Genomic DNA, 20,931 nt, shown 5'->3' with positions numbered 1-20,931 from the left:
AAGCAGAGGGGGAGAGCAGTATGACGATTTCCGCTCAGGTCATTGATACGATTGTCGAATGGATCGATGACAACCTACACCAGCCGTTACGCATCGAAGAGATTGCCCGCCATGCGGGTTACTCAAAATGGCATTTACAGCGGCTGTTTATGCAGTACAAAGGCGAAAGTCTGGGGCGCTACATCCGCGAACGCAAGCTGCTGATGGCGGCGCGCGATCTGCGTGAGTCAGACGAGCGCGTGTACGATATCTGCCTGCGCTACGGGTTTGACTCGCAGCAGACGTTTACCCGCATCTTTACCCGCACCTTCAACCAGCCGCCCGGGGCGTACCGCAAAGAGAACCATAGCCAGACACATTAACATGTCGCGTGTAGGCCGGGTAAGGCGTAGCCGCCACCCGGCTTTTTTGTGGGCTCGGTGCCCGTAACTGCCCGGTGGCGCTGCGCTTACCGGGCCTACAAATCACTTACCACCGATAATTCACCGTCGCCGTCACCGTCCGGCCAATCCCGTAGAAGCACGCCGTATCGCTTGCGCATGACGCCACATACTTCGTGTCCGCCACGTTATTGACGTTGAACTGCACGCTTGCCCCTTTCAGGCTGCGGTTCATCTCGCCCAGATCATAGCGCAGCATCGCGTCATACAGATCCACCGATGGCACCTTAAAGGTGTTCTTCGCATCGCCGTAGCTGGTGCCGATGTAGCGCATCCCCACGCCAGCGGTCAGGCTCTTGAGCGCCCCGCCCGGAACGGTATAGCTGGCAAACGCAGACGCCATATGCGTCGGGATACGCGCCGGGGTCTTGCCCTCGGTGCCCGCCACCGTGGTGCTTTCGGTTTTTGCATCGGTGTAAGTGTAGGAGCCAATCAGGTTGATGTTATCCATCAGCGTGGCGTGGATTTCCGCTTCAGCGCCTTTCGAACGCACCTTGCCCGCATTTTCGAACCAGCCTTCAGCGCTGTTATAGGTCGCTACGTTGTCCTGAGTTAAATCGTACAGCGCGAGAGTCATCAGCGTGGTGTCGACCGGCTGATATTTCAGGCCAATCTCGGTCTGCTCCCCGGTAGTAGGCCTGAATGGCGCGACGCCCGGCGCACGGTTGGTTTGCAGGTTCGGCTCAAACGACGTGCTGTAGCTGATGTACGGCGAGAGACCAAAATCGAACGCGTACAGCAGGCCAGTGCGCCAGGTAAATTTGCTGTCGTTCTGCTGCGTAAAGCTATTATCGGTGAAGTCGTTGGTACGCACTTCGCTCCAGTCGTAGCGCCCGGAAACCAGCCACTCCCAGTTGTTCCAGCTCATCTGATCCTGAAGATACAGCCCCATCTGGTCGAGATTTTGCTGCTCGTCGGAGGCCGTTTTGAAGGTGCTTTCATCCACGTTCACGCCGTAAACCGGGGTTGTCCAGTCGAGGTCATACTGTGAGCCGCTCCCGCGCGCCAGCAGCTGTTTATCCTTGCTTGTCTTGTAATCAAACCCGCCGAGCAGGGTATGGCTGACGCTCCCGGTCTCCAGCAGATATTCCAGCTGGTTATCGAGGCCAAATTCATTGGTCGTGCGCTCTTCACGCTGGGCGCGACGGGTCAACACCGTGCTGTTGGCCGCGCTGTTGGCGTAAACCAGATAACGGTATTTCTGCTTGATGGTGGCGTAACGGGCGTTCTGGCGGAAGGTGAGGTTGTCGGCGAACTGGTGTTCCAGCTCGTAGCCAATCATCGTCTGCTCGCGCAAGGACTGATTGTAATTCGGATCGCTGACGTTAAAGTCGCGTGGGATGTACTTCCCGTCGACGCTTTTCACCGTGCCATACGCGGGCAGGAAGTTGCGGTATCCGGCATCCGGATCTTTCTGGTAGCTGGTCAGCAGCGTAAAGCGGGTCTGATCGTTCGGATACCAGGTGATCGCCGGGGCGATCGCCATCCGCGTCTCTTTATAATCGTCCACCTGATTATGCTGCGTACGGGCGATACCGTTCACGCGATACAGTACGCGGCCGTCGTCGCTCAGCCTGCCGCCGAAATCAAACGCACCTTCGGCGAGATCGTTATTGCCGGTGCGGAACTGCACGTTGTGAATGGCCTCCGCCGTCGGGCGCTTGCTGGTCATGCTGATTAACCCGCCAGGATTCACCTGACCAAACAGGACCGACGCCGGGCCGCGCACCAGCTCCACGCGCTCCAGCAGCCACGGGTCAACTGTGCCCGTCTGTGATGAGGCCGTTGCGCCAAAGCTTAAGCCGTCGAGGAATTTTGGCACGTAGCTAAAGCCGCGCACAAACACCTCGTCGTTACGGTTAGACGAGCCCCGGTATTCGGTAAACACGCCCGCCGAGTAGCGCAGCGCCTGCGAAACGGATGTGACGTCCTGCATGTTCATCTGATCGCGGGTGACCACCGATACCGACTGCGGCGTCTTCACAATCTCCGCGCTGGTCTTGGTGGCGGAGAGCGTTTTCGTCGCCACAATGCCTTTTACGGGCGCAGTGGGCTCTTCACTCACGCCCTGCGTCACCGTAATCGTTTCTTCCTTCATTTCTGCCTGAGCCGCGACGCTGGTCGTCGCCAGACTCATCAGCCAGAGATACATTATCTTATTATTTTTAAACATTTTTATTGAACGTCCTTGGTTGCTATCGCCATAAAAACACCGGTAAATCGCCGTTGATGATATTGCAAATTATTACCATTTGCATTAGCGTTGTTAACAAATTTCGTTGGGGAACAAGCGGTAATGAAGAGGGTATGGAGTGGGTTGCTGTTGGGGATCGGCGCGCTGCCCGCCGTGGCGGCAACGTGCGAGCAGTCGTCCCGGCAGGGCGATGTTCAGGGAAAGTTTGATGCCAGCGGCGAAGTCTGCTTCTCCCTGCCTGAACTGGGTGAAAATTACGTTTCCGCCACGCTGAATGGCGTGACGGATGCGCGCCTGCTGGATGGGCAAAACCGCCGCATCCGCACGCTGATCGAAAATGGTCCTGCGGACGGGGAACACACGCTGCTGTTTGCCCTGCCGGTGAAACAGAACACCTCGCTGGTGCTACACGGCGAAGCCGGTAAGCCGTGGCGTTTTCAGTGGCGGATGAAAGAGACCTCTCCATTACCACGCGTGCAGATGCTGGCGCCAGTAAGCCCGACGCTAAAGGCGCTGGCAAACGTCATTTCTGCCGGTGGAAGTACCGAGGCGTTCTGGCAGGCGCAGCGTCGACAGGGAACGCCAATGGTGGAACCGGTAGATGCGAACCATAAGCGCGTGACCTTTCTGTGGCGCGGCGCGCGGGATAACGTCTTCATTCTCGGCTCTCCGGCGGGGGATCACGATCCGCTGTTCCGCCTGGGCAACAGCGACGTCTGGTTCCGCAGCTACGTGGTCCCCGCTGATACGGTGATGCAATATAAGCTCGCCCCCGATGTGCCGATCGTTGAAGGCTCTGCCCGCGATCAACGCCGTGCCATCCTGGTGAGCGCACAGGCCGATCCGCTTAACCCGAACACCTTTGGGGAGCAGAAGGCGGATCGATGGAACCGTTACTCGCTGCTCGATCTCAGCCCGGCGCGCTACTGCTCCGTTCAGGCCACGGCAAAGCCGCTGGTGCACGGGACGTTGAGCCGTCAGAGTTTTTCCAGCCACATCCTCGGCAACGCCCGCGACGTGATGATCTACAAACCGCGCGGCGCACAGCCCGCACGCTGGACGTTAATTCTGTTTGACGGGCAGATTTATCAGGACGAATACCATTTTGCCAACGTGCTGGACGGTCTGATTGCCCGGCATCACCTGCCACCGATTAACGTGGTGTTTATCGACAGCCTCGATCACGCCCGTCGCGGCAACGAGCTGCCGCCGAACCCGGAATTTGCTGACTTTATGGCGCACGAGCTGCTGCCGTGGCTGCGCGGGCAGGGCATCGGCATGCAGCGGCAGAAAACGGTGCTGGCGGGGTCGAGCTACGGGGGAATTGCCTCTTCATGGGTAGCGCTGCGCTATCCGCGCCTGTTTGGCAACGTGCTGAGCCTTTCAGGCTCCTACTGGTGGGCGCCGAAAGGTGACGCCCCCGGCTGGCTGACGCGTCAGTACCAGCAGTCGCCGCCGTATCCGGTGCGCTTCTGGTTACAGGCCGGAAAGTTTGAAACCACGGGGCCGGGCGGCGGCATTTATCGCACCACGCAGGATTTTGAACAGGTGCTGAAGGAAAAAGGCTATCGCGTCAGCTTCCACCCCTCATCCAGCGGCCACGACTACGCGGCCTGGTGTGAAGCGCTGATCCACGGGATGCGCGATCTTACTGGCTTACGACGCCAGTGAAAACCAGCGGCGCCAGATGAAACGCAGGATAAAGAATTCGATGGCGCCGAGCACCAAAAACCACAGACAGAACAGAATGGTGTACAGCTGATTCAGATCGACCATATGAAAGGTCTGAACCAGTTTCTGCGCCAGCACCAGACCCAGCGACGGCGCAGGTAACAGCAGACAGGAGAGCAGGGCCATCAGCAAAATGCCCCCTGCGGTGAGCAGCGATTCTAACGGGTGTTTCATCGTAATGTTAATCGTGAGTTAAAAATGTCATTGTCCGGCATCCTGAAACGTAAAGCAATATCATCCCCACTGGCAAAATTGAGTGAAAGGCCACCGTTATTCTGCGAGTTAATAACGGAAAATAGATAATATTTCCGGGGCGATTAAATTAATATCGCGTAATGTAAATAAACGTCTTTTTCACGAAAATAATTTTACAAAGCTATAGGTGCTATATCCAATTAACGTCGCAATAACAATGGCTGCGACAATGTATAACGCCAGGCGCCGCCCGCGATAAATACCAAACATGCTTCCTCCTCGTTTAGTGTTGGTTTAGAAATATTTTGTAAAAATCAACGCGTCGAAATAATTTTAATCAGTTTTGAATAACCGGGTAGTCAATATATTGCGGTAGATCAATTTAACCCGCAAGACTTAAAAATGAATTATTTAAAGCCAGAAAGGAATTCCGGCTTCCGTCCACCGGATATTGAAGGAAAAATACCATGACCAAAAAAAATTTCTCGCAGAATATGCCACCCGCAGGCGGGCAGGCATACCAGCAGACCGTAGAGCAGGTGCTTGCTCAGGCGCAGAGCCAGGCGAATGGCCTGGACCGCACCGAGGCGCAGGCACGTTTGCAGAAGCATGGCCCGAACGCGCTGCCGGAGAAAAAAGGCAAGCCGGGCTGGCTGCGTTTTCTCGCGCATTTTAACGATGTCCTGATTTACGTCCTGCTGGCGGCCGCCGTATTAACGGCTGTAATGGGACACTGGGTTGATACGCTGGTTATCCTGGGTGTGGCGGTAATCAATGCCTTAATTGGCCACATTCAGGAAAGTAACGCAGAAAAATCCCTGAAGAGTATTCGCAATATGCTCTCCAGCGAGGCGCGCGTAATTCGTAATGGTAACCATGAAACCATCCCGACGACGGAAATCGTCCCGGGCGATATTATTGTGTTGCGCGCAGGAGATCGTATTCCGGCGGATATGCGCTTAATTGAAGCGCATAATTTACGCGTGGAAGAGGCAATTCTGACCGGCGAATCCACCGTGGTGGATAAACACATTAATCCGCTGAGCGGTGAACTGCCGCTGGGCGACCGCACCAATATGGTCTTCTCCGGGACGACCGTAAGCGCGGGCGGTGGCGTTGGCCTGGTCACCGCGACCGGTAAGGATACGGAGCTCGGCCACATCAACCAGATGATGGCGGGCATTGAAAAGCACCGCACCCCGCTGCTGGTGCAGATGGACAAGCTGGGCAAAGCGATTTTCGCCATCATTCTGGCGATGATGGCCGCGCTGTTTGTCTTCAGCCTGGTGTTCCGCGAGATCCCGATGGGCGAGCTGCTGCTCTCCCTGATTAGCCTGGCGGTAGCCTCCGTACCGGAAGGTCTGCCGGCGATTATCTCCATCATCCTCTCTCTGGGCGTACAGGCGATGGCGCGTAAGCGGGCGATTATCCGCAAGCTGCCGACGGTTGAAACCCTGGGCGCGATGACCGTGGTCTGCTCGGATAAAACCGGCACCCTGACCATGAACGAGATGACGGTGAAAGCCATCATTACCGCCGATGCGTGCTATCGCGTGGACGGCAACAGCTACGAGCCGGTGGGCAACCTCTACCTCGAAGGCAGCGACGAGCCGGTGCAGATCCAGCCGGGCACCGTGCTGGAGCAGTACCTGCGCACCATCGACCTGTGTAACGACAGCCAGCTGATTCAGGACGAGCGCGGCCTGTGGGGCATCACTGGCGGCCCGACCGAGGGCGCGCTGAAGGTGCTGGCGGCAAAAGCCCACCTCGCACCGGTCGAGACCACCCTGGTCAACAAGATCCCGTTCGACTCGCAGTACAAGTACATGAGCACCCACTACCAGATTGGCGGTGAGGAGCAGATTTTGATCACCGGCGCGCCGGACGTGATTTTCGCCCTGTGTGAGCAGCAGCAGACCCGCAACGGTGCGCAAGCCTTTGACCGCGCGTACTGGGAAACGGAGATGGAGCGCTATGCGCGTCAGGGGCTGCGCATGGTCGCCGCGGCGTTCAGGCCAGCGAACGGTGAGCAGGCACTGACTCACGACGACCTGAGCCACGGCCTGATCTTCCTCGGCATTGCCGGGATGATGGATCCGCCGCGTCCGGAAGCGATTGAGGCGATTAACGCCTGCCAGCAGGCGGGGATCCGCGTGAAGATGATCACCGGGGATCACCCGCAGACGGCGATGAGCATAGGCCAGATGCTGGGGATCACTAACAGCGAGCAGGCGGTCACCGGCTATGAGCTGGAGAAGATGGACGACGCCGAGCTGGCCGAAGCGGCGGTGAAGTATGACATCTTCGCCCGTACCAGCCCGGAGCATAAGCTGCGCCTGGTGAAAGCGTTACAGGACAAAGGCGAAATCGTCGGCATGACCGGTGACGGCGTGAACGATGCGCCAGCGCTGCGTCAGGCGGATGTGGGTATTGCGATGGGCATCAAAGGCACGGAAGTCACCAAAGAGGCGGCGGACATGGTCCTGACGGACGATAACTTCGCCACCATCGCCAGCGCGGTGAAAGAGGGGCGTCGCGTTTACGACAACCTGAAGAAGACCATTCTGTTCATCATGCCGACCAACCTGGCGCAGGGACTACTGATTGTGATTGCGCTGCTGGCGGGGAACATCATTCCGCTGACGCCGGTACTGATCCTGTGGATGAACATGGCGACCTCCGCCACGCTCTCCTTCGGCCTGGCCTTCGAGGCCGCCGAGCGCAACATAATGCGCCGCCCACCGCGTCAGACCGGGCAGCACGTGATGGACGCCTACGCCGTATGGCGCGTGGCTTTCGTCGGCACCATGATTGCCATCGCCGCCTTTGCGCTGGAAGCCTGGCTGGCCCCGCGCGGGCACAGCGCGGAGTTCATCCGCACCGTGCTGCTCCAGATGCTGGTCTGCGCCCAGTGGGTGTACATGATTAACTGCCGCAACACCGAAGGGTTCTCCCTGAACCGCGGCCTGCTGGCGAACAAAGGGATCTGGCTGGTAACGGGCGTACTGTTCCTGCTCCAGGCGGCGATCATCTACCTGCCGTTTATGCAGATGCTGTTCGGCACCGAAGCACTGCCGCTGCGCTACTGGTTCGTGACGCTGGCGGTGGCGGGGGTGATGTTCTTCGTCGTCGAAATCGAGAAGCGACTGACCCGCAGGTTCCGTAAGGCTGCATAACCAAAACCTTACCCCTCATCCTGCCCTCTCCCCAAAGGGGAGAGGGTGTTCAAGTTCCCTCTCCCCTTTGGGGAGAGGGTTAGGGTGAGGGGAAAATACTGAGGTACTCCCATGAAATTCCCGCTCCTGCTCATACTCCTCGCCGCTACCCTGCCGCCCGCATTCGCCGCAGTCATTCCCGTGCGTGTCGCCACCGTGGAGCAAACCGCCCACGCCGCCGAACGTCAGATCCCGGGTCGCATCGAAGCGATTCACACCGTTGAACTGCGCGCGCGTACGGAAGGCGTGATTACCAAAATCCACTTCCGCGACGGCCAGTACGTGAAAAAAGGTGACGTGCTGTTCGAGCTGGACGACGCCGAGCCGCGCGCCGCCCTGCGCTTGGCGCAGGCCGAGGTGAAAAGCGCCGAAGCCACGCTGCGTCAGGCGCAGCAGCAGCTTTCCCGCTTTGAAAGCCTGGGAAGCAGCAACGCCATCAGCCGCCACGACGTGGACAACGCCCGCATGCAGCGCGACGTAGCGAGCGCCGCGCTGGAGCAGGCGAAAGCCCGTCTCGACACCCGCAGCGTCACCCTCAACTACACGCGCATTACCTCACCGATTGACGGACGCGTGGGGCACAGCAACTTTCACGTCGGCAGCCTGGTGGATCCTGCCAGCGGTGTGCTGGTGGAGGTGGTCCAGCTCGATCCGATCCGCATCGCCTTTGCGCTGGAAGAGGGCGCGTTTGCCACCAAAGCCGGACAGCATGCGGATATCAGCGCCATGAAGCAGGCCTGGCAGGCGCTGATTGACAGCAACGGCCAGCGCGTCAGCGGGGAACTCACCTCCGTGGACAACCGCATCGACCCGCGTACCGCCAGCGTGATGCTGCGCGCCGAGTTCGCCAACCCGCGCCATCAGCTGCTGCCCGGCGGCAATGTGAACGTCTACCTGCGTCCGGCAAGCGAGCAGCCTGTCCTGACCCTGCCCGCCGCTGCGGTACAACAGAATGGCGACGGGTTCTTCGCCTGGGTGGTTAACGCCGAGGATAAAGCCGAAATGCGTCCGCTTAAGGTCGCCGGGCAGATGGGCCAGCAGTTCCAGATTGCCTCCGGCGTTAAGCCCGGTGAGCAAGCAATTACTGACGGTGCGCAGCGCGTGCAGCCAGGCGCTGCCGTTCAGATACTGAATTAAGGAGCCATCATGCTGACGTTTTTCATCAAACGCCCGCGCTTTGCGATGGTGATTGCGCTGGTCATCACCCTGCTGGGGGCCATCGCGCTGAGGATTATTCCGGTGGAGCAGTACCCGCAGATCACACCGCCGGTCGTGAATGTGTCAGCGTCATGGCCGGGCGCCAGCTCGGCTGACGTGGCGGAGGCCATCGCCACGCCGCTGGAGACGCAGCTGAACGGGGTGGATCATATGCTCTATATGGAGTCCACCAGTTCGGACGAAGGCACGTACAGCCTGAACATCACCTTTGCGGCGGGCACCGATCCGGATCTCGCCGCCATCGACGTGCAGAACCGCGTGGCGCAGGCCGTGGCGCAGCTGCCGACCGAGGCGCAGCAAAACGGCGTGCAGGTGCGCAAGCGCGCCACCAACCTGATGATGGGGGTAAGCCTTTACTCACCAAATAACACCCACACGCCGCTGTTCGTCAGCAACTACGCCAGCACCCAGGTGCGCGAGGCGCTGTCGCGACTGCCGGGCGTCGGGCAGGTACAGATGTTTGGCGCGCGCGACTACAGCATGCGCATCTGGCTGCGTCCGGACCGCATGAATGCCCTGAACGTGACCAGCGATGACGTGGCGCAGGCGCTGCGCGAGCAGAACGTGCAGGGGGCGGCAGGCCAGGTCGGCACGCCGCCGGTGTTTAACGGCCAGCAGCAGACGCTAACCATCAACGGGCTGGGGCGCTTAAACCAGGCCGACGACTTTGCCAACATCATTATCCGCACCGGGGAGATGGGGCAGCTGGTGCGCCTGAAGGACGTCGCCACCATTGAGCTTGGCTCGCGCAGCTACAGCTCGGGCGCGCAGCTGAACGGGCATGACTCCGCCTACCTTGGCATCTACCCGACGCCGTCCGCTAACGCCCTGCGCGTGGCCGATGCGGTGCGCGCGGAGCTGGAACGGTTATCCACGCGCTTCCCGGACGATCTGGTCTATGAAGTCAAATTCGACACCACCTCGTTTGTGGCCGCTACCATCATAGAGATTGGCGTCTCGCTGGCGCTGACGATGCTGGCGGTGGTGGTCGTGGTGTCCCTGTTCCTGCAAAGCTGGCGCGCGACGCTGATTGTCGCCCTTGCCATTCCGGTGTCGCTGGTGGGCACCTTTGCGGTGCTCTACGCGCTCGGTTACTCCGCGAACACGCTCAGTCTGTTCGCCATCATTCTGGCGCTGACCATGGTGGTGGATGACGCCATCGTGGTAGTGGAGAGTGTCGAAACGCTGATGGCGGAAGGGCAGAGCCGCACGGCGGCGACCGCGCTGGCGCTGCGTCAGATTGCCGGGCCGGTGATTGCCACCACGCTGGTGCTGCTGGCGGTGTTTGTACCGGTGGCGCTCCTGCCGGGGATCGTGGGCGAGCTGTACCGCCAGTTCGCGGTGACGCTTTCGACCGCCGTCACGCTCTCAAGCCTCGTGGCGCTGACCCTGACGCCCGCGCTCTGCGCGATGCTGCTGCGCCCGCGTCCGGCACAGCCCGCCGCCGTTTTCCGTGGGTTCAACCGCGGGCTGGACGCCACGCGCACGCTTTACACCCGGATCGTGAGCGTGTTCAACCTCCGTCCGTGGCTGGCGCTGCTGGCCACCGCAGGCGCGGCGGCGGTGGTGGTATTCAGCTTTATGTCGATGCCAAAGGGCTTCCTGCCTCAGGAGGATCAGGGCTACTTCTTCGCCAGCGTCCAGCTGCCGGAGGCAGCCTCGCTGGAGCGCACCGAAGCGGTGATGACCACCGCGCGCGAGCTGATCGCTAAAAACCCGGCGGTGGAAGATGTGATTCAGGTCTCCGGGTTTAACATACTCAACGGCACCAGCGCATCGAACGGCGGGTTTATCTCCATCATGCTCAAAGACTGGAGCGAGCGTCCGCCGCTGGATGAGGTGATGGGCACCCTTCAGCGCCAGCTGCTGGCCCTGCCGGAAGCCACCATCATGACCTTTGCACCGCCGACGCTGCCGGGGCTGGGCAACGCCTCCGGCTTCGATCTGCGCATTCAGGCACAGGCGGGGCAGAGCCCGGCGGAGCTGGAGCGCGTAACTCGCGAGGTGCTGGCGAAAGCCAACCAGCACCCGCAGCTGAGCCGCGTGTTCACCACCTGGAGCAGCAACGTGCCGCAGATGACGCTCACCGTTGACCGTGAGCGCGCGGCCCGCCTCGACGTGCCGGTGTCGCGCATCTTCAGCAGCCTGCAAACCGCCTTTGGCGGCACGCGCGCCGGGGATTTCAGCGTCAACAACCGCGTCTATCACGTGGTGATGCAGAACGAGATGCAGTGGCGCGAGCGCGCAGAGCAAATCAGCGAGCTGTTCGTGCGCAGCAACAGCGGCGAGCGGGTGCGTCTGAGCAACCTCGTCACCATCACGCCGACCGTCGGCGCGCCATTTATTCAGCAGTACAACCAGTTCCCGTCGGTATCGGTGAGCGGCTCGGCAGCGGAAGGGGTGAGCAGCAGCACCGCAATGGCGGCGATGGGCGAGATTCTGGCGGAAAACCTGCCAGCCGGGTACGACTACGCCTGGAGCGGCATGTCGTATCAGGAGCAGCAGACCGGGAATCAGGCGATATGGATTGTGCTGGCGGCGGTGGTGATGGCGTGGCTGTTCCTCGTCGCCCAGTATGAGAGCTGGACGCTGCCGGCGAGCGTGATGCTCTCTGTGCTGTTCGCCATCGGCGGAGCGCTGGTCTGGCTGTGGCTGGCAGGCTATGCCAACGACGTGTACGTGCAGATTGGTCTGGTGCTATTGATAGCCCTCGCCGCCAAGAACGCAATTCTTATCGTGGAGTTTGCCCGCGCCCGGCGTATGGACGGAATGGCGATTGTCGATGCTGCGCGGGAAGGGGCATCGCGCCGCTTCCGCGCGGTAATGATGACCGCCGTGTCGTTCATCATAGGCGTATTGCCGATGATGCTGGCGACCGGGGCGGGTGCCCAGAGCCGCCGTATCATTGGCACCACGGTGTTCAGCGGCATGCTGGTAGCCACCGTGGTGGGGATAGTGTTCATCCCGGCGCTGTTCGTGCTGTTCCAGCGCCTTCGCGAATGGGGGCACGGCCTTACGGACTCGTCGCCCACAGCTCACAGTGCTTCTGCACCAGAGAAATCAGCGAGCCGCCATCGGCGATAAAGTCCCGCATGCGCTGCGCCTCGCTCTTGCCCTGCTTTAACAGCAGGGCAATTTCCTTGATGGCGCTCGTCGCGCCGAGTTTCTCGGCCGACGGTGCAACCTGCTCCAGCAGCCAGGCGATATCCTCCGCCACGGTTTTGTGCTCGCCGGTATGCACGTCCGTCAGAATGCCTTCCAGCCCGTAGCGACAGGCCTGAAAACGGTTAAAGCGGTATAGCAGAAAATCCCGTTCCTGATGCTTATAGGGCCGCGCAGTCAGCAGCCAGTGCGACGTCGCCTGAATAAGCCCGGCGATGTTAATGGCGTGACCGAGCGTCAGCGGCGTATCCATCACCCGCACCTCCACGGTGCCAAAGTGCGGGCTGGGGCGGATGTCCCAGTGCAGATCCTTAATGCTGTCGATCATGCTGGTGGAACTCAGGCGGCGGAACAGCCCCTCGAACTCCTGCCAGCTGTTGACCCACGGCATCTGGCCGTTATCCGGGAACCCGGAAAATATGTTGAGCCGCGACGAGGAAAACTTGGTGTCCGTGCCCTGCATATAAGGCGACGACGCGGCGAGGGCGATAAAGTGCGGCACGAAGCGCGACAGGCCGTGCAGCAGGTAAATCGCGTCGTCCCCGTTTCGGCATCCCACGTGCACGTGCTGGCCGAACACCGTCGCCTGCAAAATCAGATAGCCAAAGCGCTCCAGCGTGACGTTATAGCGCTCGTCGTCACACACCTCCTGCCGCTGCCACTTCTGAAACGGGTGCGTTCCGCCGCCGCAGATCTGGATGTGCTGCTCCGACGCCGCCCGCAGGATGCTCTGCTGCATCACGGAGAGCTGCGCCGCCGCCTGGTCGATGGTCTGGCAGACACCGGTGGCGATTTCGAGCATGCTTTCGGTGATGTCGTGTTTGACTTCGCCCCCTTTGATGTCGTCTTTGACGGCGGCGATGAGGGCAGAGGAGTCCTGGCTCAGATCGTAACCCGGCGGGTTAACCACCTGGAGTTCGAGCTCAATGCCGAGGGTATAAGGTTCAGAGGACTTGAAATCGGGTAAGGGCATGGCGCACTCCGTTGTCTGTTATGTGTTGAGTATAGACAATGGGCGTGGCGCGCTCTTTTCAGGGTGGTATAACTGATAGCAGGCTTAGCAAAAGGGGAGTGACCCATGTCTGACTATCCAACCATTGCGCTGATTGGTCCCGGTGCGATTGGCACCACCATTGCCGCGGTGCTGCATGACGCGGGCCGTACGCCGCTGCTGTGCGGTCGCACCGCGCATCCGGTATTACGCCTGCGTCACGATGAGGATGAAACAGTGGTGCCCGGTCCGGTACTCACCGATCCCACCGTCATTACGCGCCCCGTAGACCTCGTTTTTGTGGCGGTAAAAACGACGCAAAATGCCGACAGCGCCGGGTGGCTGCGCGCCCTGTGCGATGAAAATACCGTGGTCTGCGCGCTGCAAAACGGCGTGGAGCAAAAAGCCCAGCTTGCGCCTTTGGTCAACAGCGCAATGGTGCTGCCGTCGGTGGTCTGGTTCCCGGCGCAGCGCGAGCCGGACGCCTCCGTCTGGCTGCGGGCAAAACCGCGTCTGACGCTACCGGACGTGCCGCAGGCGCAGCGGGTGGTCGAGACGCTTCGCGGTACGCGCTGTGATGTTGAGCTCTCGACAGATTTCGCCACCGTCGCCTGGCGCAAGCTGCTGCAAAACGCGGTCGCCGGGCTGATGGTGCTGGCCAATCGCCGCGCCGGGATGTTCAGACGCGAGGATATCAGCGAGCTGGCGCTGGCCTATCTGCACGAGGGACTTGCCGTCGCCCGCGCCGAAGGGGCGAAGCTGGACGATGCGGTGGCCCAGGAGATTCTGGCGAACTTCCAGCGTGCGCCCGAGGATTTAGGCACCTCGATCCTTGCCGACCGTCAGGCCGAACGCCCGATGGAGTGGGATATCCGCAACGGGGTGATCCAGCGCTACGGCCGCAAGCACGGTATTGCGGTGCCCATCAGCGACGTGGTGGTACCGCTGCTGGCGGCGGGGAGCGAGGGGCCGGGCTAACGGCCGCTGTTTTTCCGTTCGGCGAGCGTGACGGTGGAGCAATAATCTGGGGATAGTCAGCCTTAAACACATATGCGAAACTTACCGCTTCTGAAAAAATGTGGTGGGACCCGCTCAATGTCAGAACCATCTTCGCAGTGCCTGTTTAATGAAGGAATGATTGCTTTTCCTGAGGGCTATCAGGACCGTACCGTCAATGTCTTCGCGCCGCCTGCAGCGGATGCGCCCGCGTTCAACATTTCCCGCGATGCCCTCAACCCCGGCGAAGCGCTTGCCGCGTATATCGATCGCCAGCTCGCCCTGATGGCAAAGCACATCAAGGGCTGGAAGCAGGGTGAGCGCAGCGCCGCTACGCTGGGCGACAGCCTTTTACAGGGTGAAACCGTCCATGCCAGCTACCTGCGCGACGGGAAACGCATCTGGCAGCAGCAGGCCGTGTTTAACGTCGACGGCGATAAAATCCTGGTGTTCACTATGACCTGCACCCGCGCGCCGGGCGATGCCGACGGCGCGCTGTTTGGCGATCTTCTCAGGAGCTTCCGCTTCCACCATTAACTTCAGGGACCGTTGTTATGTTTGAAGCAGCACGCGTTGGTGATGATATCGGCCACTCCGGTGCGCTGGCCGGGATGATTGCCGGAACGATTGTCGGTGGCCTGATTGCCGCAGCCGGGGGCATTCTGGCGGGGGCCATGTTTATTGCCGGTCTCGGCGCATCCTGTCTTGGCGTGGGCGTCCTGCTCGTCGGCGCCAGCCTGGCCGTGGGATATTACACCGGGGAGCTGGCGACTGCCGCCAGGGACAGCATCGCCGACGCCGGGGCATCCAGCATGACGAAGAAAGGCGTCATCACCTCCGGCTCGCCCAACGTGTTTATCAACGGTAAACCCGCCGCGCTTGCCACCGATAGCACCGTCGACTGTTCTGACGACGGCTCGCAGCAGATGGCCGAAGGCTCTAAGCGTGTCTCCATTAACGGCCAGCCAGCGTCCCGCATCGGGGATCGCACCACCTGCGACGCGAAGGTGATGACCGGTTCGGACAACGTCATTATCGGCGGCGACCCGCAGCAAACCCTCCCCATTCAGTCTGAAGTGCCCGAGTGGCTCTACAAGGTCTCCGATCTTACCCTGCTGTTCGCCGGGCTTCTCGGCGGCTGGGGCGGCGCCGCTGGCAAAGTCGGGGCGCTCTCTAAGCTGCTGGGCAAAATCCCCGGCATCAATAAGCTGGCCCGTATCGCCTGTCGCGCCGGCACGCTGATGACCGGCGTGGCGGCCGCGGGGATCATCGCCCGCCCGGTGGATATCGTCAGCGGACAGAAGTTTCTTAGCGGGGATGATGAGCTGGACTTCGTCCTGCCTTCCCGTCTTCCGGTGCGCTGGCAGCGCTACTGGCGCAGCGGCAATCCCGGCGACAGCGTGTTGGGCCGCGGATGGAGCCTGTTCTGGGAAAGCCGCCTGGAGCCTTATCAGGACGGCCTGGTGTGGCGCGCACCGTCCGGCGATTACGTCGCCTTCCCGAAGGTCCCGAAAGGGATGCGCTCCTACTGCGAAAGCGAAAAAAACTGGCTTGAACATCACCAGGACGACAGCTGGTCGGTGTATGACGTCAGCGGCGAGCGCTGGCACTATGCGCCGCTGCGGGATGATGCCCCGTCGCTGCTCCTGCGCCTCTCCGAACCCTGCGGCAACGATATCCTCTTTGAGTGGAATGCGGATAATACCCTGCATGCCCTGACCGACTGTGCGGGCCAGCGCGTGGTCTGCCGCTACGACCGCGACAGGCTCGTTGGCGCCTGGCTGGATGACGAGATCTGCCTGGTCAGTTACGCTTATGATGAACAGCGCCAGCTGGTCTCCGTGACCGGCCGGGGCGGTAGCGTGCGCCGACGCTTCAGCTGGCAGGACGGGCTGATGAGCGCTCATGAGGACGCCAACGGCCTGCTGAGCGAATACCGCTGGCGGGAGATTGACGGCCTGCCACGCGTGGTCGGCTTCCGCCATAGCGGCGGCGAACGGCTGACGTTCGAATACGATTTTGAGAACGGCACCCGCCGCGCGACCCGCGAAGACGGCGCGCAGGCGCACTGGCTGGTAGATGACGACGACAACGTCGCGCGCTTCACGGATTACGACGGTCGCCAGACGACGTTTGTCTACCGCGACGGCGAGCTCTGCCACGTCATTCTGCCGGGCGGGGCGATGCGCCGCAGCACGTGGGACAAATACGGCCGCATGACCAGCGAGACGGACCCGGCGGGCCGCCGCACGGAGTATCACTGGCATCGCCTGACCGACCGCATCACCCGCACGGTTTACCCGGACGGTACCTCATCGCAGGCCATGTACGACCTTCGCGGTCGCCTGCTGTCGGAGACGGATCCGGCCGGTAGCACCACCGCGTATCGCTATCCCGATGATGAAGAATTCCTCCCGGAGAGCATCACCGACGCTATCGGCGGCGTGGTGCGCCTGGTCTGGAACCACCAGGGGCTGCTGACGCAGCGCACCGACTGCTCCGGCAGCGTCACCCGCTTCACCTACGACCGCTTCGGGCAGCTGATTGCCAGCGAAGATGCAGAAGGGAATATCACGCGGCGGGAGTGGAGCCGTGCCGGGCTGCTCAGCGCCGTGATCCATCCGGACGGCAGCCGCGAGTCGCTGGTGTGGAACGAACGCGGCCAGCTCATGGGCTGGCGCGACCCGCTGGAAAGCGAGGTGAGCTGGGCCTACAACGCGCTCGGCCTCCCGGTCAGCCTCACCGACCGTATTGGCCGCGTGCGCCAGTGGCGCTACGACCCGCGCGGTAACCTGCTGCGACTCGATAACGGCAACGGGGCGGAATACCGCTTCACCTATGACGCCGTGGGCCGCCCGCTCAGCGAAACGCGCCCGGACGAGACCGTGCGCCATATGGAATGGGACGCGCGAGGGTTCCTCTGCGCGCTCGAAGAAAACGGCCGGCCTGCCGCCGACGGCGGCATCGCCCGTCGCGTCCAGCAGTTCAGCTATGACGACAGCGGGCTGCTGATCGGGCGCACTCAGCGCCACGCGGAGTACCGCTACTTCCGCGACCTGAGCGGCCAGATTACCCGCATTCGCCGCACGCCGACGGCCGAAGGCGTTGCCCTGGGTATCGAAAGCGATGAGATCGCTTACCGCCACGACGCCGCCGGGCGCGTGCTGAGCGAGTCCGGCATTAACGGCGCGGTGGGCTACGAATGGGATGCCCTGAGCAACCTGACCGGCCTGACGCTGCCCGGCGGGCAAAAGCTGGCCTGGCTGCATTACGGCTCCGGCCACGTCAGCGCCATCCGCTTCGGGCAGCAGCTGGTGACCGAGTTCACCCGCGACCGCCTGCACCGCGAGGTGCGCCGCATCCAGGGCGCGCGCGAGCAGCTCCGTCAGTATGACAGCCTCGGCAGACGCACCCTGCAGCGCAGCGAACTGAGCACGGACGTGACCCTGCCGGAGCAGGCGCTACTGGAACGCCTGTATCGCTACACCGCGCGCGGTGAGCTCTCCGGCGTCAGCGACACCCTGCGCGGTGAGGTGGACTACGGCTACGACGCCGAAGGGCGTCTGCTGAAGCACTACGAGGCCCGGCAGGGACACAGCCGTGCGCAGTTCAGCTATGACGCCGCGGATAACCTCGCCGCCAGTGACGATGCGGTACCGGTTACGGATAACCGCCTCCAGCACTGGCAGGCGCTGTTTATGAAATACGACCACTGGGGCAACCTGGTCAGCCGCCGCAACGGGCTGTATGAGCAGCATTACGCGTATGACGCCGAGAACCGGCTGGTGTCCGCCCGGGGAACCGGGCCGGAAGGGCGGTTTGAGGCGCGCTATCACTACGACGCGCTGGGCCGCCGTACGCGCAAAATCGTCACCACGACGCACGGCACCACCGACACCCGCTTCCTGTGGCAGGGCTACCGTCTGCTGCAGGAGCAGCAGGAGAGCGGGCTGCGCAGCACCTATGTATACGACCCGAATGAAGCCTGGAGCCCGCTGGCGCGGGTGGATCACCTTCGTGACCAGAGCAGCGGTGAGATTTACTGGTTCAATACCGACCTGAACGGCGCGCCACTGGAAGTGACCGACGAGCGCGGCGCTGTGCGCTGGAGCGGCCAGTACGGCAGCTTTGGCGAGGTGCGCCATCAGAGTGAAGGGTTCTCACGGCTTGTGAACCGCACGGCAATGGCACACCAGCCGCTTCGCTATGCCGGGCAGTACGCTGACGGTGAAACGGGACTGCACTATAACCTGTTCCGCTACTACGACCCGCAGGTCGGGCGGTTTATTGTGCAGGATCCGATTGGGTTGAATGGCGGGTGGAACCTTTATCAGTATGCGCCGAACCCGTTGGGGTGGATTGATCCGTGGGGACTCTCTGCGCAAGGTTTAGTTCGTTATAAACCAGATCCCACCCTTAGCGCGCAGCCGGGAGCTAGGGCGACAGCAATAAGCCGAGCATGGGGAGAAGAAAGGGAACTAGTTGCGGCTGGTGGAGGAAGCCGAGACTGGACGGCCGCTGAACGCGAAGTAATATTAAGCACAAAAAATAATCGCCAATTATCGTCGGTTATGTCCGAAATGGGTTATACAGGCCATCATATCAATAGTGTGAAAGGTAATGGTGTTCTGGGAGGGAAATGGCAAGGTGATCCAAGGAATATTGTATTTCTCCAGAATGCTAATCATCCAAGCGGCTATGATGAGCATTTACATGGTCTACAAGGTCACCGTGGCAGCTATGAGACTCCAGGTAAAGGACGATTGATAGACCGTAATCTTACCCGTAAGAATTTGAAGAGCTGTCAATAATATCAATGAATATGCTGAATGTGAGGTATTGTTATGAGTGAATTTGAAGAGTCTTTAAAAAAACTTGTTGCTGTTTGCAAAAAATACTCGCTGTCCGGGAGTTTCAATACAATCAATGACTTGGATAATACATTCCCGTCCAACTTACCTCGTTCAACAGATGTTGATTACTTATATAAAAATTATAATCCTGAAAAGTTAAAGATTGAAACAGGCTTCACGCCAATTAAAATTCATTCTGTCAGCGAGCTCTCGAAGGCTCAAAGTGGTTATGAATACTTACCAGACAATTATCTTGTTTTTGGTGATGATTTAGGTGGAGGTAAACCTATAATTGCGGTTATCGATGAAGGGAATACCTCTGTCTATGCTAGTTATGATGTAATTGAACCATTTAAAATAGCTGGCAGTCTCTCTGGATTTATATTTTCATTAGCTGAGCTTATTGATTTGGTATATGGTCAATACGATATCTTTGATATAGCAGATGATAATGACGAAGTGAAAGGTGACTTTATTGATGAGTTGCGGAAAAGAATTGCACCTCTTATCGGTAATGAAGGTTTTAATGCATTCTATGATTATTTTTATGGCTAGGGCACATGTTTTTTTATTTAGATAAATGAATGTAATACGCCGGAAACCATTAAGTTCCGGCTTTAATTACTACCATCGATTTTTCCATATTATAGGTGGAGTGTCTAAGATCACTAAGTCATGACCTTAGCAAGGAGAGCTTATGCCTATTTCATGCGGTAAACTTACAACTCAAGATGAAATTAAAGTTTTGGAGGCAAAATTCAAAATCAGTTTGCCTGAAGATTATAAAGATTTCCTCAGGTTGAAAAATGGTTTTGTTGTAAATTCTCCAGATTTTTGTGAACTGGAGTATGAAGGTGTCGATGAAGGGGTTATAGCTTTTTATGCCCTTTTTGGAATTAATATGAAAAATCCTAATCACGACATTTTTCGTCAAAATGAGTGTTTTTTTTATGAACTCAATTTTATTGATGATAAATTAATCATCGGCGGTGATCCTGGAGGTAACTTTTACCTTATATTAAATGGCAGTGAAAGCCAGGGTGTGTATTATTGGGACAGAACACATCTACATGCAGATGATGATATCCAATATTTTGAGTTCGCTGAGCAAAATGAGTGTGGCAATATCTATAAAATTACTAATAGCTTTACTGAATTTCACAAGATAATTTGTAAGACTTCCCTTGATGCAGGAATGAATGTAACTGTTGATTTATGATGTTTCAAAATTAAGTCATATTAACAATATGATTATGGCTTGTTTTTAAATTTAGAGGTTATTAAATGGATAAATAGTAAAATAAGAGTATCACGTATGCTTGTATTCAAATCTTCATATTAAAGTCGACAGCATTGTTAGGTTTAGAACATTAGATAAGCACGTTATAAAATAAACCATTTGACTTTTTATAATTATAAATTCTACTTATTTGTTACCAGTGATGATATTCATAATGTGAATGAAATATTGATGATAATCCCAATCTCGTCGTTTCTGGCTACTAGATCTTGAAGTGTGAAAAAAGACTCTGTGCATATCTGGCTCAGGCTTCGATTTTACGGCTGGAATAGATGATACCTATATAGTCGACCATAAAACAGTACTATGTGTAAGTAAGTTTCTGTGTTTAACCTGCTGTTTAAAAAGTAAAATAGTTATCGTGCAGATAGCTTAATTGATCAGGGTATGGCGGTAGCATTATTGTTTCATGCAAATCGCCATTTCCGCGACCCGAGCGGCCAGATTACCCGCATCCGCCCCCGCATCCGCCGTACGCCAACCGCCGAAGACGTTGCCCTGGGTATCGAAAGTGATGAGATCGCTTACCGCCACGATGCCGCCGGGCGCGTGCTGAGCGAGTCCGGCATTAACGGCGCGGTGGGCTACGAATGGGATGCCCTGAGCAACCTGACCGGCCTGACGCTGCCCGGCGGG

The 20,931-nt window shown here is 58.8% G+C and carries 13 protein-coding genes and 1 pseudogene; 11 read left to right on the top strand and 3 right to left on the bottom strand.

Features of this window, described 5'->3' with window-relative positions; translation table 11 throughout:
- Positions 1-20: 20 nt before the first annotated feature.
- Positions 21-362, top strand: coding sequence for a RamA family antibiotic efflux transcriptional regulator (locus ACNQ0T_RS09965; protein WP_017694370.1), 342 nt, complete (start codon positions 21-23; stop codon positions 360-362).
- A gap of 106 nt (positions 363-468) precedes the next feature.
- Here the strand turns inward: ACNQ0T_RS09965 and ACNQ0T_RS09960 are convergent, their stop codons facing one another.
- Positions 469-2,613, bottom strand: a complete 2,145-nt coding sequence (locus ACNQ0T_RS09960; RefSeq protein WP_038415585.1) for a TonB-dependent siderophore receptor — start codon at positions 2,611-2,613, stop codon at positions 469-471.
- A gap of 123 nt (positions 2,614-2,736) precedes the next feature.
- Here ACNQ0T_RS09960 and ACNQ0T_RS09955 point away from each other — a divergent pair, with 123 nt between their 5' ends.
- Positions 2,737-4,305 (top strand): alpha/beta hydrolase-fold protein, encoded by a 1,569-nt coding sequence (locus ACNQ0T_RS09955; protein ID WP_063152378.1) that lies wholly within the window; start codon positions 2,737-2,739, stop codon positions 4,303-4,305.
- Here ACNQ0T_RS09955 and ACNQ0T_RS09950 read toward each other — a convergent pair.
- On the bottom strand, positions 4,291-4,539 hold the full coding sequence (locus ACNQ0T_RS09950; protein ID WP_003858875.1) for a DUF1158 domain-containing protein: 249 nt from the start codon (positions 4,537-4,539) through the stop codon (positions 4,291-4,293). The two genes, ACNQ0T_RS09955 and ACNQ0T_RS09950, sit on opposite strands and share 15 nt — an antisense overlap.
- A gap of 488 nt (positions 4,540-5,027) precedes the next feature.
- Between ACNQ0T_RS09950 and ACNQ0T_RS09945 the strand changes: the two genes are divergently transcribed.
- The 3 genes from ACNQ0T_RS09945 (at position 5,028) to ACNQ0T_RS09935 (ending at position 12,077) form a co-directional block, all read left to right on the top strand.
- Positions 5,028-7,736 (top strand): cation-transporting P-type ATPase, encoded by a 2,709-nt coding sequence (locus ACNQ0T_RS09945; protein ID WP_023299512.1) that lies wholly within the window; start codon positions 5,028-5,030, stop codon positions 7,734-7,736.
- Positions 7,737-7,847: 111 nt separating this feature from the next.
- Complete coding sequence (locus ACNQ0T_RS09940) at positions 7,848-8,912, top strand: efflux RND transporter periplasmic adaptor subunit (RefSeq protein ID WP_193129982.1); 1,065 nt, start codon at positions 7,848-7,850, stop codon at positions 8,910-8,912.
- 9 nt (positions 8,913-8,921) lie between these two features.
- The gene (locus ACNQ0T_RS09935) at positions 8,922-12,077 is read left to right on the top strand and encodes an efflux RND transporter permease subunit (RefSeq protein ID WP_417929988.1); all 3,156 of its coding nucleotides are present in this window, start codon (positions 8,922-8,924) and stop codon (positions 12,075-12,077) included.
- Here ACNQ0T_RS09935 and ACNQ0T_RS09930 read toward each other — a convergent pair.
- The gene (locus tag ACNQ0T_RS09930; protein WP_048965636.1) at positions 12,007-13,128 is read right to left on the bottom strand and encodes a YbdK family carboxylate-amine ligase; all 1,122 of its coding nucleotides are present in this window, start codon (positions 13,126-13,128) and stop codon (positions 12,007-12,009) included. The two genes, ACNQ0T_RS09935 and ACNQ0T_RS09930, sit on opposite strands and share 71 nt — an antisense overlap.
- Positions 13,129-13,233: 105 nt before the next feature.
- Between ACNQ0T_RS09930 and ACNQ0T_RS09925 the strand changes: the two genes are divergently transcribed.
- From ACNQ0T_RS09925 to ACNQ0T_RS09900, 6 genes and pseudogenes are all read left to right on the top strand, one after another.
- Positions 13,234-14,124 carry an oxidoreductase gene (locus ACNQ0T_RS09925; RefSeq protein WP_417929986.1) on the top strand — a complete coding sequence of 297 codons (891 nt, stop codon included), beginning with the start codon at positions 13,234-13,236 and terminating at the stop codon, positions 14,122-14,124.
- A gap of 117 nt (positions 14,125-14,241) precedes the next feature.
- Positions 14,242-14,679, top strand: coding sequence for a DcrB-related protein (locus ACNQ0T_RS09920; protein ID WP_038415594.1), 438 nt, complete (start codon positions 14,242-14,244; stop codon positions 14,677-14,679).
- Between the two features lie 17 nt (positions 14,680-14,696).
- On the top strand, positions 14,697-18,953 hold the full coding sequence (locus ACNQ0T_RS09915) for an RHS repeat-associated core domain-containing protein (protein WP_417929985.1): 4,257 nt from the start codon (positions 14,697-14,699) through the stop codon (positions 18,951-18,953).
- A 33-nt stretch (positions 18,954-18,986) separates the two neighbouring features.
- Positions 18,987-19,550 carry a hypothetical protein gene (locus tag ACNQ0T_RS09910; protein ID WP_417929984.1) on the top strand — a complete coding sequence of 188 codons (564 nt, stop codon included), beginning with the start codon at positions 18,987-18,989 and terminating at the stop codon, positions 19,548-19,550.
- Between the two features lie 142 nt (positions 19,551-19,692).
- Complete coding sequence (locus ACNQ0T_RS09905) at positions 19,693-20,214, top strand: SMI1/KNR4 family protein (protein ID WP_417929982.1); 522 nt, start codon at positions 19,693-19,695, stop codon at positions 20,212-20,214.
- 498 nt (positions 20,215-20,712) lie between these two features.
- Positions 20,713-20,931: pseudogene (locus ACNQ0T_RS09900) on the top strand (RHS repeat domain-containing protein); the annotation flags it as partial.

This window comes from Enterobacter cloacae complex sp.6700776 (assembly GCF_048284255.1).
Taxonomy (GTDB): Bacteria; Pseudomonadota; Gammaproteobacteria; order Enterobacterales; family Enterobacteriaceae; genus Enterobacter; species Enterobacter intestinihominis.
Note: the sequence above shows the minus strand (reverse complement) of the source record. Positions and strands in the feature narration are given on the sequence as shown.